The 13,707-nt window shown below is 39.1% G+C and carries 12 protein-coding genes; 5 read left to right on the top strand and 7 right to left on the bottom strand.

The features are described 5' to 3' along the window. Positions 1–44: 44 nt before the first annotated feature. Complete coding sequence (locus ACLHK8_RS06655; RefSeq protein ID WP_057773318.1) at positions 45–500, bottom strand: hypothetical protein; 456 nt, start codon at positions 498–500, stop codon at positions 45–47. Positions 501–728: 228 nt separating this feature from the next. Between ACLHK8_RS06655 and ACLHK8_RS06660 the strand changes: the two genes are divergently transcribed. Then, on the top strand, positions 729–1,229 hold the full coding sequence (locus ACLHK8_RS06660) for a DUF2798 domain-containing protein (protein WP_057773320.1): 501 nt from the start codon (positions 729–731) through the stop codon (positions 1,227–1,229). Positions 1,230–1,283: 54 nt separating this feature from the next. Here the strand turns inward: ACLHK8_RS06660 and ACLHK8_RS06665 are convergent, their stop codons facing one another. Together ACLHK8_RS06665 and ACLHK8_RS06670 are read right to left on the bottom strand one after the other, a co-directional pair. Continuing rightward, positions 1,284–1,928 (bottom strand): DNA alkylation repair protein, encoded by a 645-nt coding sequence (locus ACLHK8_RS06665; RefSeq protein ID WP_057773322.1) that lies wholly within the window; start codon positions 1,926–1,928, stop codon positions 1,284–1,286. 24 nt (positions 1,929–1,952) lie between these two features. Continuing rightward, positions 1,953–3,923, bottom strand: coding sequence for an elongation factor G (locus tag ACLHK8_RS06670; RefSeq protein WP_063696477.1), 1,971 nt, complete (start codon positions 3,921–3,923; stop codon positions 1,953–1,955). A 559-nt stretch (positions 3,924–4,482) separates the two neighbouring features. Here ACLHK8_RS06670 and ACLHK8_RS06675 point away from each other — a divergent pair. Beyond that, a complete protein-coding gene (locus ACLHK8_RS06675; RefSeq protein ID WP_434520249.1) occupies positions 4,483–6,123 on the top strand; it encodes a peptide ABC transporter substrate-binding protein in 1,641 nt (546 codons plus the stop codon). Positions 6,124–6,168: 45 nt separating this feature from the next. Here ACLHK8_RS06675 and ACLHK8_RS06680 read toward each other — a convergent pair whose 3' ends face one another. Further along, the gene (locus ACLHK8_RS06680; RefSeq protein WP_057773326.1) at positions 6,169–6,816 is read right to left on the bottom strand and encodes a Crp/Fnr family transcriptional regulator; all 648 of its coding nucleotides are present in this window, start codon (positions 6,814–6,816) and stop codon (positions 6,169–6,171) included. A 93-nt stretch (positions 6,817–6,909) separates the two neighbouring features. Between ACLHK8_RS06680 and ACLHK8_RS06685 the strand changes: the two genes are divergently transcribed. Together ACLHK8_RS06685 and ACLHK8_RS06690 are read left to right on the top strand one after the other, a co-directional pair. Further along, positions 6,910–7,467: a hypothetical protein gene (locus tag ACLHK8_RS06685; protein ID WP_057773329.1), complete on the top strand. Its 558-nt coding sequence runs from the start codon at positions 6,910–6,912 to the stop codon at positions 7,465–7,467. A gap of 282 nt (positions 7,468–7,749) precedes the next feature. Beyond that, entirely contained in the window at positions 7,750–9,726 is a 1,977-nt protein-coding gene (locus ACLHK8_RS06690; RefSeq protein ID WP_434520250.1) for a CDP-glycerol glycerophosphotransferase family protein, read from the top strand. Between the two features lie 139 nt (positions 9,727–9,865). On the opposite strand, the gene ACLHK8_RS06695 is transcribed toward ACLHK8_RS06690, so the two are convergent. Continuing rightward, entirely contained in the window at positions 9,866–10,210 is a 345-nt protein-coding gene (locus tag ACLHK8_RS06695; protein WP_057773333.1) for a hypothetical protein, read from the bottom strand. A gap of 173 nt (positions 10,211–10,383) precedes the next feature. Here ACLHK8_RS06695 and msrA point away from each other — a divergent pair, with 173 nt between their 5' ends. After that, positions 10,384–11,223 (top strand): peptide-methionine (S)-S-oxide reductase MsrA, encoded by an 840-nt coding sequence (gene msrA, locus ACLHK8_RS06700; protein WP_057773335.1) that lies wholly within the window; start codon positions 10,384–10,386, stop codon positions 11,221–11,223. 40 nt (positions 11,224–11,263) lie between these two features. On the opposite strand, the gene rlmH is transcribed toward msrA, so the two are convergent. Continuing rightward, positions 11,264–11,743: a 23S rRNA (pseudouridine(1915)-N(3))-methyltransferase RlmH gene (gene rlmH / locus ACLHK8_RS06705; RefSeq protein WP_057773337.1), complete on the bottom strand. Its 480-nt coding sequence runs from the start codon at positions 11,741–11,743 to the stop codon at positions 11,264–11,266. A 671-nt stretch (positions 11,744–12,414) separates the two neighbouring features. After that, positions 12,415–13,677: a S1C family serine protease gene (locus tag ACLHK8_RS06710; protein ID WP_434520251.1), complete on the bottom strand. Its 1,263-nt coding sequence runs from the start codon at positions 13,675–13,677 to the stop codon at positions 12,415–12,417. Between the last annotated feature and the right edge of the window lie 30 nt (positions 13,678–13,707).

Here is a 13,707-nt window from a genome sequence, read left to right on the forward strand (position 1 = left end):
GCAAAAAATCACACTATAACTAACTTAATTATGAAAAAATAGTTCTATTTTTTTAAAATAACCACCTTATTTGCATAACGACGTAATAACGCCCAAATTTCGGCTCGTTCGTTGTTTCGAAAGCTACGTTCCCACTTTAAATAGGGGCTCAAACGGCTATATTGATTGGTATTCTTGGCGAGATGATTTTTCAAATAGCGTTTTGTCAAATAATACAAGTTCCGCAAATGAGAAATATCTTTAAAATAGATAATATCCGCATCTGTGAATGTTTCTTGTCCATAACGATACTGAACACCCTCAACGATCCAATCAGTTTGTTTCAGAATCTTATTTATTAATATTTCCCGCTCTTCCGGTGTTCGATGAATATCTCCTGTTGGTTTTCGTCGCCAATTGAGATCATCTAAGGACGTGACAGAAATCCCATATTTTAAACCTAATTTTTTGGCAAGTTGGGTTTTCCCACTGCCAACTGGACCAATTATTCTAATTTTCATGATGACCCCCCGCCTTATTGCTAACTATTCAAAAGCTTATCACATAAACTTGGTGCTCGTTTTTAAAAATCCTTCCATATAATTAGTTACCATAGTTTCTATGTAAACTTATTTTAATCACGTCAATTTCTCAAGCCCTTACAAAATTGTCACACAAACGTAACTTACGAACACCTTGCCATTCCCGGTATACTAACTAATGTTGCTCAAAAATAAAGGAGAAAATTAATGCCAAGAAATTTAAAAGAAGAAGTTGTTTTCACTGCTATCATGGCCGGTTTAATGGTCTTTGTGATGGTTTGCTATAACGTGATGTTAGTTCAAGGATTTACTAAGGGATTCATGATGAATTCTCTTTCAGATTATCCCGGTGGGTTGCTCGTTGCCATTATTTTGGACTTGTTACTCGTTGGACCAATTGCTAAGAAGCTTGCATTTAAATACATTATCAACGACTATATGAAGAAAAATGTTGTCCTTATCGGAATTACCATTTCAGTAATGATGGTTCTCGGTATGGTAACTTGCATGTCACTTTTTGGAATCATCATGTCCCACAACGTAAGTTTAGCAAGTTATATTCACGCTTGGGGTTTTAACTTCATCGTTGCTTTACCACTCCAATTACTCATCGTAGGCCCAATCGCTCGCGCTGTGTTAGGTAAGATGCAATCAGCAACTGATAAAGCTAAAGCAGCACAAGAAACAACTAGCGAAGAAATTGAATAACATTTTTAATAGGCATCCCCTTAATTGGGGATGCCTATTTTTGAATCAATTTATCTAAATGTACTTTGATGCTTCTCTGATAGCTAGGTTGCTCAATTGATAGCTATTCAAAAACTCAATTACCCACGCTGGATCTGTTTTACTATACTGGCGAAGCGCCCATCCAATTGCCTTTTGAATGAAAAATTCATCAGTTGCTCGATCAAATAAAATCGCATCAGTTAACATTTTTTGATCCGTATATTGCTTCTCCATCAATTGAAGGTTCAAGGAAACACGTCGCTCCCACATGTTAGAACTTTGGTAGAACAACTCAAAAACTGCCGTTTTTTCGTCCGGGTGACGTTTAATGTATCTGCCGAAAACTGCTCGTAGAGAATCTACACTATCCCACCAACTTTTCTGTGCGACAAATTGACTGAGGAAAACCATATCTTCAAACTTAAATTTTTTAAGGTTCTTATCTGCCAAATCAATGGCAACATACTGATACTCGCGATACTCTCTCGCATAAAGGTTACTAATCCACTGGCGGAGCGTCATCATATCAAGTACTTTGCTTGCCTCAAAAAGGGGTTGGCTCTGTTCTTTTCGTTCAGGCGTCTTCAATCCTAAGAAAGAAAAACGATTTTTCATATACTTTGCCATTGCAACAGCATTTTTAGGGTTGGCTTTAAATTCGAAGTCTAATTTTTCCATACTAACCTCAATGTTTTGTATTAATCATTTATTTTTTAAAGTATCTAACGAATACGTATATTCAACATGGGCCATGCGAGGCACCTCATCCCAAGAAACTGGATAGCCCGCCCCATGTGCACAGAAAACAGAATCCGGCGTATTTTCTAGATCTGAAGTTGGATTGTACTTCAGTTTTTCAATAACCTCATCGGCATTATGACAGGCCTGATACCCACCAATCACACATTCCAGCTGTCCTTTACCATGCGTATAAGCACGCACTTCTTGCGCATAATCTTGCATCTCTGAAACGGGAGCAACTCCCGTCAGCGTTGTTAGCGCCCCATCGTCATTAGAAGTCATTTCTGGTGTATCAAAACTGCCACTCATCTTTTGAATATCGTTCATGGCCCGACCAACTTGATCTTGGCCAACCTCTAATCGAAACTGGTACCACGGCTCCAATAATTGACAGCCACCACGTTCCTTTAACATCATCAATCCTTGTCTCACTGCTCGCCAAGTTGCTTCTCGAAAGTCACCGCCGACTGAATGGACATTACTAGCTTTGCCACCGACGAGGGTAATCTGCATATCTGTAATTGGTGCCCCAACTAGGACCCCAAGATGTTCTTTTGAACGTAGATTAGTTAACACTTGATGTTGCCAGTTTTTTCCGAGTACATCGAGGGCACATTGCGTGTCAAAAGTTAGGCTACTTCCCTTTGGTGCTGGTTGAAGTAACAGATGGACTTCTGAATAATGGCGCAGAGGTTCAAAATGGCCCACACCCTCGACAGGCTGTGTGATTGTTTCCTTGTACAAAATACTGCCTTCACCAAAACCGACGTCTAAGTTAAATTGTTCCAGGAGAATCTGCTGCAAAATCTCCAACTGGATTTCACCCATGATTTGAACGCGAATTTCTTGAAGGTGGCTTGACCACGAAACGTGCAATTGTGGATCCTCATCTTCCAGTTGCCGAAGGGCCGTTAAACACACATGAATATCTTGACCTTTTGGATCGAGCGCATAATTTAAAACCGGCTGAATCGATGGGGTCGCGCCATCTGCCTCATCGCCAAGTCCTTGTCCAGGATAGGTTCCCGTTAACCCGGTGATGGCACACACACCGCCGTCTGTAATGTTCTGCTGCACCGTAAATTTAGCGCCATCATAGACTCGTAATTGATTTGCTTTTTGATCTTCTAATAAAATCGCCTTTGTAGCCAACGTACCACCGGTTACACGAACCCAAGTAAGTCGTTCGCCCTTTTCATCATGAGAAATTTTAAAGACTCGAGCCGCAAAATCCGGTTTAACTTCAGTTTCACTGGTCCATCGTTCAATCCCATCAAGAAAAGGATCAATGCCGGCAACTTTAAGTGCTGCCCCAAAATAACAAGGAAAAACTTCACGGCGTTTGATCATTTGCTGCACTGTATCTTCATCGAGATTTCCGATATCTAAAAAGCTTTCAAGGACTGTGTCATTACGCATGGCAATCTCTTCATTGGCGTCATCTGAAAGCTCAGTCTTGCCTGTACTAAAATCAATACATCCCTGAGAAAAAACTGTTTGTAATTGATCCAGGACTTGTTGCTTATCCGCCCTGTCCATATCCATTTTATTCACAAAAACAAAAGTCGGTACGTGATAGCGTTCCAATAATCGCCAAAGTGTGCGCGTATGGCCTTGAATCCCGTCAGTTGCAGAAATTACTAGAATGGCATAATCCAACACACTTAAAACTGCTTCCGTTTGTGAGGCGAAATCCACATGCCCGGGTGTATCTAGCAATGTGAGATCAAGGTTATGATAGTGAAGATTTGCTTGATGCGAAAAAATGGTGATACCATGCTTTTTTTCGAGATCATCTGAATCAAGAAAGGCATCCCCATTATCAACGCGACCAAGCTTTCGCAACTCACCAGCCCGGTATAGCAATGACTCTGATAACGTAGTTTTACCGGCATCGACATGGGCGATGATACCTGCAACGATGTGCTTCATATTTTCCCTCCTGTTAAATCTATTCTTAATTTAAATTATAAACATTTTTACCGCATTTGCTTAGATAATTTACCTGCGTTACGCATATCTTGAATTTTTTCAAAAATAATTTTTAAAATTCTTGGTTGACAATTCTTGTTGACCAGTTGTATGCTTGTGGCAACATAAATCGTCCTTAAAAACCGATGAGGTGGAGATCAAGATTACTGTGCACGCAAAGAGAGCCATCGTTGCTGAGAATATGGCCGAACGCAAGTAATTAAATGGACCACCGAGGGCTTTTCCGAAATTTCGAGAGTACGGAAAGACGTGCGACATACGTAAGTTGTCAGGAGAATGTTAGTTCTCTATAAAGTAGGGGTGCATATTTAGGTTTTTCGCGAACCTAAAATGGACCCAATTGAGGTGGCACCGCGGGAAACCGTCCTTAACACATTAGTTGTTAAGGACGGTTTTTTGATTTCTATAAACGGGGTGAAACACATGGTAGGACAACGATGGCAAGGCTCATTGATCAATTTCAAGACAAATTATGCAACTTATTTGGAGGAAATAAATCATGAGAATCTTTACAAACAAAAAGGCTTTATTAATTGCCGGTATCATTCTTATCGGCGGTGTTAGTTTCGGAATTCACGCTAATTCAAAACAAGCCGATGCAGCACCAGCACAAAAAATCAATTTATACGAAGCAACTAATTTAACCAGTCTCGATGCATCGAAAATAACCGATGCTGTTTCCAGTTCTCAGTTAGGCCAAGTTGATGAAGGGCTGTATCGCCTAAACAAGGACAGCAAGCCGGTTAATGCATTAGCTACTAAAACAACTATTTCTAAAAACGGCAAAATTTATACAATTAACTTACGCCATAACGGTCGCTGGAGCGATGGCCAAAAAGTCACTGCGCACGATTTTGTTTATTCATGGGAGCGCACGTTAAACCCCAAAACCAAGTCTGAATTTACCTACCTGTTTGCCAGCATCAAGAATGCCAATGCGATCATGATTGGCAAAAAAGCCCCCAGTACTTTAGGGGTTAAGGCGACTAACAAGTATCAGTTAAAAATCACCCTCAGCAAACCTGTTCCCTATTTCAAAAAGCTATTAGCCGGAACAACCTTTTATCCGATCAGTCAAAAAGCCGTCGAAAAATACGGAAACAAGTACGGAACATCTGCTAAAAAAACAGTTTACAATGGACCATTTGTTTTAAAAGGTTGGAACGGAACCAACGATAATTGGAAACTAACTAAGAACCCCACTTATCGCGATCACAAAATTGTAAATCTCAAAGAAATCAATTATCAAGTTATCAAAGAATCATCGACTGCTTACAATTTGTATCAGTCTCATAAACTTGATATGGTCACTTTGGCTGGTGAACAAAATACGCAAAATAAAAACAATCCTGAGCTAAAAACATTGTCATCAGGCCGCGTTGGTTTTATTCAATACAACGAAAAAGATAAAACAGCCTCAAATAAAGATTTACGAACTGCTATTTCTTTGGCAATTAATCGTCAGCAATTAGCAACTAAGATCCTTGAAAATGGTTCTACAGCCGTTAAAACGTTTGGGGTTCGTAATATGTTGAAAAATCCCCAAACCGGCAAAGATTTTGTCGATGATGCGCATACGCCCAAGACGATGGATTACAATATCGCTAAAGCTAAAACGCTCTACCAAACCGCACAAAAGCAGTTGGGCAAAAAACAATTAACCTTAACCATTACTTGTGCAAATGATGATACAAGTCAACATACGGCTGACTTCATCCAGGGGCAATTGATGAATCAATTTAAGGGATTGAAAGTAAATATTCGTACAATGCCATTTCCTTCAATGTTAACTAAAGTTTCTCAAGGAGATTTTCAACTTAATTTAACTAGCTGGGGCATGGATTTTGCGGATCCTACCCAAGCACTTACCATTTTAACTTCAGACAGCAATTCTAATATGGGCCATTATCAAAGTGGCACCTATGATGCGGCCATGAATGCCGCAGATGGCAAGGATGCCATGAATGACTCCGCTCGCTACCAAGATCTTGTTAAAGCTGCTAAAACGGCCACAAATGACCAGGCTGTCACACCTTTATATGAGAGTCGTTCCCGTATGTTAGTCAATTCAGATTTGCATGGGGTTGTTTACAACAAGTTTAGTGGTGCCCTGGATTTTCGCACTGCCTTTGTAAAATAATCATCAAATTGGGCCTATCAATAATTGATAGATCCGATTTTTTGTTTAAATTAACTTAATCATTCTTCCAGCCATCACAATCTTACCCTCTTGATTAAGTTTAGAAAATTGGCGACTCAAGGTTTCCGGAGTAATACTTAACCAATTCGCCAGATCTCGTTTACTCAATGGAAGTTTAAAATAACGACTACCAATTCGACCGGCGGTATCTTCCAGATATTTTGCCAAACGATCATGGGCAGTGAGCGTTCCGTATCGTGCACTGCGATTTTCTAAATCCGTTAAACGATTCCCAAACGCATTAATGATACTAACTGCCAACGTCGGTGTTTTCTCTAATAAATTCTGAAAGTCCGACTTACGAATTGAACAAACCAGCGAATCTTCCACCGTTTCAGCAAAGTTTTGGTGAGTTGCATTCGTGAATAAGGCAGCTTCACTATCAACCGCATGTTCATCCAAGAAATATAGAATTTGTTCTTGGCCGTCTTCATCCAATCGATAAATCTTGATGCGCCCGCGATCAACGACCAGCAACCGATCCACATCCGACCCGGCCGAATAAAGTGTCGTTCCGGCAGCAAATCGCTCTTGATGCGTTGAAATCGTTGTTAATTTTTTGATTGTATCATCATCCAGCCCAACAAAAATTGGTGCCGATTGAACACATTCAAACGCAGAATGATCAGCCATAAGTTTGTTCCTCCTAAAATTGACATATATCAATTTATTATCTTAACTCTGATTATATACTAAGTTTATAAAAACAGAGGAGGAATTTTAATCATGACTAAATACAAAGCAAATATTGTCCCACTGAATGACAGCAAAATCGGTACTAGCGCTCATGGTACTGCCACTTTTGTTGAAGATAACGATAAACTAACCATTACTATTGAAATGTTTGATACCCCCGCAAATACAGAACATTGGGAACATTTTCATGGCTTTCCGAATGGTAAATCTGCTGAAATCGCAACGATTGCCCAAGATGCTAACCACGATGGGTTTGTCGATTTAATGGAAACTGAATCAGTATCTGGAACAACAATGGTCCCGTTTGACGATGCTCCTGAGAACATGGATATCCCCCACGATCGCTATCCAGTGGCGAATGCTGAGGGCCACTTTGCCTATACTAAGGTTGTCCCATTGTCTAAACTACAAGCCAATTTTGAAAAAGCGTTTGGTAGTAAAGAACTCCAATTAGATAAACGTGTCATCTATATTCATGGTGTACCCGAAAACCTCGATCTGCCCGACACTGTTGCCGGCATGGTTGGTGATTTTAACGCGCATGTGACGTTACCAATTGCGGTTGGTAAAATTGAACGCATTGACTAGCCACCCGTTCATAAAATTCACGGGCTAAAAACTAAGACGAACAATAACTCTTCAAAAAAATAAACCTGTGATATTTGCCTCAAAGGCCATATTACAGGCTTATTTTTTAATATGTCATTATTTATGCGGAAGTAATAAACTCAAGTGATCAACTTTCTCCATTTTTACACCGTCCATAATATGGCATAGTGTATAATTACTTAGGAATACTCATAATAATCAGTGCGCGTATTGCGTACCAAAACAGATTAAATTATCAGTCTAAAACAGAGTGAGGCTTTTATGGATCAAATCGAAATTTACTTAGAAAAGAACATTTTTCACATTATTTCTCAAAAAGATCTTCAAAATCTACGTATTTGGAATAAAAAAACGCACGAAGAAACTTCTTTCACACTGGTCAGCGAAGGGCACTATCAAATATCTGCTGAAAAAGTTATTGCCTTACTTGATACGACTAAAAATGATCGTGCCTACATCATTTTTGGCGACCACCAAGAGGTTAATTTAGCACATAGCCAATTAAAACAACTTAGAAATGATCAAGTCACTCAAACAACAATCGGTGGTATTCCTCTATCTTTATATGTATCTTTAGATGATACTCTCCGTTTTATGTGTAATCTTCTACCGAGTGCTCGGGCGTACTACCTAAAAAATAACGTACATACTATCAATGTTAATAATGATACAGTATCCTTAAATTTGGATATTTACACTCGATTTTTCCCATTAAAGGCCCTCGACTTCAAGGTCACGCACCGCCAGCTGGAAAAATCGTTCACACTGACTGATTTTATTCCCAGTTCAAGTGACCAAGTTGACAACAATACGTTCATTAATCACATTCAAATTAGTTATCAACCAGCCAAGCAATTACAAAAAATTGCGCCAAATATCAATTTAAATGGCTATAATTGGCAATTCTTTGATCTTCGTTTTCAACTTCATTTTGCCACAATGGAAGTTCGTCCACGTTCATTTCGCGTTGACTATAATGCGAATTGTGCCAAGGATTGTGTGGTCCCTTACACAAACAATCTTTTACTTTATTTGGATTGGTATGGTACCCAAAAATATAATAAGCTTTCCCACCGAATTGCGTTTGTTCCTAAGGATACCTACCAAACTTATCTAGAATTCAAGAAAAATGATCATAAAGAAAAACCAGTCTTCCATTCAAGAACTGTGTTAATCAGCGAATATCCACAAAAAGCTCAAGACAACGGCTTCGTTCTTTTCAGCTATTTGATGCACAAAAAATCATCTGAATTTGATCCATATTTCGTCGTTACCAAAGACTCACCAGATCTTGCCAATTTAAAAAAATATATGGATCACGTCGTTTTTTATAACACGCCCGAACACGTAAAAATCTTTATGCAAACGGATATCCTGTGTCATACCCATTCTTCAGACTACGCCATGCCCTTTCGAAATAATTATTTTATCGAAAAGAAGAAGACTATTCATAAGGTGTTTTTACAACACGGCATAACTGCAGTCCGTAACATTGATCATCTGTATGGAAAAGATGCTCAGCCTGATTTTACCAATAAATTCATTGTGAGCTCAGAACGCGAAAAGCAATTAGTCATTGATAAATTAGGCTATGATGCTAAAGATGTTGCCATTACCGGATTTGCCCGCTTTGACCTATTGTTGAAGCATAACAATCGGCTAACTTCCTTTTTAAAACGTAAACGGGTACTTTTGATGCCAACGTGGCGAGAAGAGTTAGTCAACCTTTCAGATGATGAGTTTGTAAAGACGGACTATTTCAAAGAACTCAATAGTTTAATAACCTCCAAACGATTATTAACCATTAAACAATCCCAACATCTTACCATTGATTTCTATTTGCACACAAACTTCCAAAAATTTGCTCATCTGTTCCACTCTAATGAAGTTAATATCTTGCATGAAGGTCAACAAACCGTTCAAAACATTTTGAAATCTCATGGCATCCTAATTACGGATTTCTCAAGTGTTGGCCTGGATTTTGCACTCCTAAACCGTGCAGTTTTGTACTACCAGTTTGACGGTCTGCCAGCAAATGGGGCACTTAGCGATCAATCTGAGAAAATCCTTCCTGGACCAATCATCACAACTGAAGAGGAGCTCATTTCTGAACTTCAAGTGAAAGTAAAAAATAATCGATTAGACGATAAATATGCTAAAAACGTTTCACAAAACCTTTATAAGTTTCAGGACCGTCATGCTCGTGACCGTATTTTCGAGCTACTCCGTAAACTTTGATGATTTACTTCATAATTAATTCAACAAGTATCTAAATAAGAGAAAATATCTACAGAACAAACAAGCGTAATTAACAATTTCAAGATGCATCCCTTGAAATTTAGTTAATTGCGCTTGTTTTGAACCATCTTATTCCATTTTATGTGTTTTTGTTAATCAAAAACGCACACCGTTGCCAAGCCAGATACAAGAAATACTGGCGGGCAGTAGTCATCAATTGCAATACAACCAACAAAACTAAATAGTATCGCGTTGGGTAATTTTCAAATATCGTCCAGAGAATAAGTAAAACTGCAAGAAATGAAATTCCTTGAAAAACGCGAGCCTGTTTAATTGTTTTGACGATACTTTCATCTTTAGCCATCACATCGCTGATCTGTTCAAGCGTAAACTGCTTCTTAATTACATTAGTGCGCTTCTGAATGACATACCAAACTACCGCCAAAGCGATAAAAATGATCAGCATAATCGTAATAGATATCATATATTCTCCTTACTTTCAAAAATGTCTTTGTTGTACATTATATCGCAAGATGAGTTAAAGCTCTTAAATAAGCCTCACTCAGCCTCCTTGAGGATATCGTAGTTCATAACAGGTGCAATTCTTGTCCGTTTCCTGCATAATGCTCTTGAAAAGTCGAAAGGGGGGGAGACAAAGTGAAACTCGATGAACAGACGACTCTGAGCGATATTTATAACTTAATTTTAAATCCAGCAACCAGAGACTGGGAACGGACCCAATTACTCGCAATGAAAAACGCCGTCGAAACTGGCGCGCCGTTTACCCCAGAACTTGAGCACCTTGAAGTCGCCTTGCGTCCTTTGGCTTGGCGTGATAATTTGACGCCCGATGTAGCAGATTTTTATTCAAGAATTACGGATTCACCAGAAAAAGCTACTCACTTTAACGTGATAAAGCACCAAAATTTAGACGATCCCCACTACGAACGCGCAGTATTTGCTGGCGGTTGTTTTTGGTGTATGGTCGAACCCTTTGAAACGCGACCAGGAATCATTTCTGTATTATCTGGCTATATCGGTGGCCACGTGGACAAACCGACTTATGATCAAGTAACCAGTCAACAAACTGGTCACGTGGAGGCCGTTGAAATTGTTTTTAATAACCAAATTGTTAAGTATGCAGATTTAGTAGAGCTTTATTGGCAAATTACTGACCCTACTGATAACATGGGTCAAATTAACGACCGTGGTGATGAATATCGGCCAATTATCTTTGTGCAAAACACCCAACAACAAAAAATTGCGGAAGCCTCCAAACAAGCATTGAGTGCATCGGGAAAGTATAAAAAACCGATTGTAACTGAGATTTTGCCTGCAACTAAATTCTGGCCTGCGGAAAACTTCCATCAAGAGTTTTATAAAAAGAACCCAGTTAGATACAAAAGAATGGAACATGCCCGTCAACAGTATTTAGCCATGCAACAATTCCGAGGAACCCTGCGGATGTATCTAAGTAAGGCTAGGAAGAAAAAGTGATTTATTCACCCACATGCTTTTAATCCTTTGGATTCTTTTATCACTTATGATATGGACTCCCAGCATTAATCATAAATGCTCGGTAAACCTGCTCAACCAACACCAACCGCATTAGCTGATGAGGTAACGTAAACCGCCCAAACGAGATATGTGCATTCGCCCGCTTAATGACGGCAGGACTCAATCCAAGCGAGCCGCCAATCACAAATGTGAGATCAGAGTGACCGTACGTTGCCAAACTATCGATCTCTTTAGCAAACTCCTCTGACGAACGTTCCTTCCCCAAGATCTCCAAAGTGTACACATACTCACGTTCTTTGATCTTATTTAAGATTCGTTCCCCTTCTTTTTCTTTCACATCACTCATCTCTGCGTCACTTAGAGATTCCGGAGCCTTCTCATCGGGAACTTCAACAATGCTGAACTTGCAAAATTTGCTCAGTCTTTTTGCATATTCCGCGATTCCCTGCTTAAAATACTTCTCCTTGAGTTTTCCAACCACAATAAACTTGATGTTCATAAAAACCCTCCTTTACACAAGTTATTCACAAAGTTATCCACAAGCTGGTGGATAAGATTCCTATATATAGGGGTAATTTTAAGATCACCACAACATAGGCTATACACAACTTGTCAACATAAAATTTAGTTATCCACCGTTCCCAACACTAACACACGTTCGTATCCACAGGCTAGAAACACTATCATGTCAATGATTATAGTGTTCTGTTTTTTGTGAAACAAATTTAATCCACAGATTACGCCCATGCCTGTGGATAACTTTCATAACCGATTTGCAACCTAATCCACCTTGTTTTTGGACTTCATCAAAAATTGTCATTTGAGTTGTGCACAAAGTTATCCACAATTATCCACAAATGTTTTTCACAGCTTTTTTTGAGGTGAACGATCCATAATTCTTTTTGGGGGTAATGTTCGTTATTATTTCCATAAATCCCCGTTTTACCTTAATAAAATCTTTAGAATATTTAAAATCATTCGGAATCACATTTCGTCCTAAAAATAAAGGTGATTCCGCAAACTGACAAAAATTTATGGCAACTAATAGTCTTTAGAAATCCTTATACATTTCCTGTGTATAATTCTACACTATCTTCATTTAATAAAAAACAACGTAAAGACACAAAAAGACGCCAAGCCTTAACTTGACGCCTTTCTAACTCATTTAAATTATTTAGCTTCGGAACTCAACTCACTGGTTGTTTCTGTTAGCTTGATTGTTCCTGTTTTCTGAGTGTTACCTTGGTACCATGTGATTTTAACTGAATCGCCGACTTTGAGTTTATATAACTTATCTCGCAGCGTTGCCACACTGGTAATCTTAGTGCCATCCAACTTAGTAATAACATCGTACTTCTTCAAACCGGCATTACGTGCTGGTGAACCGGCGTATGTCTTATAGATTACAGCCCCTTCGTTTACCTTTGAAGAGAGCTTCAAAACTGACTTTTGCTGACTAGCAGTAATATCTGTCAAATCCAACAAGGATGCTCCAATCGCTGGCCTAACAATTTTACCTTTAGAAATTAATTGATTAATAATCGTCACAACTTCATTGGAAGGAATCGCAAATCCCATCCCTTCAACGCTCGTACCAGAAGAACTACTGCTAGAAAGTTTCATCGAATTAATTCCGATAACTTGACCAGCTAAATTGATCAACGGACCACCTGAATTACCTGAGTTAATGGCTGCATCCGTTTGAATAACAGTTGCTTCGCCCGTTTCTTGACCGGCTTCATTCATTGTGGCAACTGTTCGCTTCTTAGCAGAAACAATTCCTTGCGTTAACGAAGTTGCATAATCAGAACCTAGAGGAGAACCAATTGCTAAGGCTGTTTCACCAACTTTAATACTGTTTGAATCTCCGAAACTCGCAACTGTTGAAACCGATGAAGAATTAATCTTCAAAACAGCCAAATCAGTTACAGTATCTTTTCCAACCACTTTCGCAGATAGCTTCTTACCATTACTCATGATGATTTCTACTGCGTTAGAACCTGAAATAACATGGTTATTCGTTACAACATAGGCCGCATTGCCACTCTTCTTGTAAATGACACCAGAACCTTCAGCGTAGGTTTCTAACTTGCTGGAATCTGAACTACTGGAATTAGAACTTGAAGATGAGTCTCCAAAGATAGATCCGTAAAGACTATTACTTGAAGTAGAACTTTCCTTCTTTAAATTAATGACCGTCACAACGGCGTTTTTAATGCTGCTGTAAGCTTTTTCGGATTGGCTACTAACATTGACCTTCACATTACTGGTTTTTGTCGAACCGGTGCTGTTGGAACCACTTGGAACCGCCGTTTCCGATTCGGCCTGCCGATTACTCATGTAATTAGCCGCCCCAAATGCAATTCCTCCACCAATTAAACCAGCAACTAATGCTGTAATGATAACTGTCCATAAATTTTTATTTTTAAACATAGTTATATGCGATCAAATGATCGCGCCATC

Origin of the sequence: Pediococcus sp. M21F004 (genome assembly GCF_051122535.1) — a bacterium.
Taxonomy (GTDB): domain Bacteria; phylum Bacillota; class Bacilli; order Lactobacillales; family Lactobacillaceae; genus Pediococcus; species Pediococcus inopinatus.

What these genes read in the sequence shown, in the direction of transcription:
- ACLHK8_RS06655 (WP_057773318.1), bottom strand. Translation starts at nt 500, where the DNA reads ATGAAAATTAGAATAATTGGTCCAGTTGGCAGTGGGAAAACCCAACTT.
- ACLHK8_RS06660 (WP_057773320.1), top strand. Translation starts at nt 729, where the DNA reads ATGCCAAGAAATTTAAAAGAAGAAGTTGTTTTCACTGCTATCATGGCC.
- ACLHK8_RS06665 (WP_057773322.1), bottom strand. Translation starts at nt 1,928, where the DNA reads ATGGAAAAATTAGACTTCGAATTTAAAGCCAACCCTAAAAATGCTGTT.
- ACLHK8_RS06670 (WP_063696477.1), bottom strand. Translation starts at nt 3,923, where the DNA reads ATGAAGCACATCGTTGCAGGTATCATCGCCCATGTCGATGCCGGTAAA.
- ACLHK8_RS06675 (WP_434520249.1), top strand. Translation starts at nt 4,483, where the DNA reads ATGAGAATCTTTACAAACAAAAAGGCTTTATTAATTGCCGGTATCATT.
- ACLHK8_RS06680 (WP_057773326.1), bottom strand. Translation starts at nt 6,816, where the DNA reads ATGGCTGATCATTCTGCGTTTGAATGTGTTCAATCGGCACCAATTTTT.
- ACLHK8_RS06685 (WP_057773329.1), top strand. Translation starts at nt 6,910, where the DNA reads ATGACTAAATACAAAGCAAATATTGTCCCACTGAATGACAGCAAAATC.
- ACLHK8_RS06690 (WP_434520250.1), top strand. Translation starts at nt 7,750, where the DNA reads ATGGATCAAATCGAAATTTACTTAGAAAAGAACATTTTTCACATTATT.
- ACLHK8_RS06695 (WP_057773333.1), bottom strand. Translation starts at nt 10,210, where the DNA reads ATGATATCTATTACGATTATGCTGATCATTTTTATCGCTTTGGCGGTA.
- rlmH (WP_057773337.1), bottom strand. Translation starts at nt 11,743, where the DNA reads ATGAACATCAAGTTTATTGTGGTTGGAAAACTCAAGGAGAAGTATTTT.
- ACLHK8_RS06710 (WP_434520251.1), bottom strand. Translation starts at nt 13,677, where the DNA reads ATGTTTAAAAATAAAAATTTATGGACAGTTATCATTACAGCATTAGTT.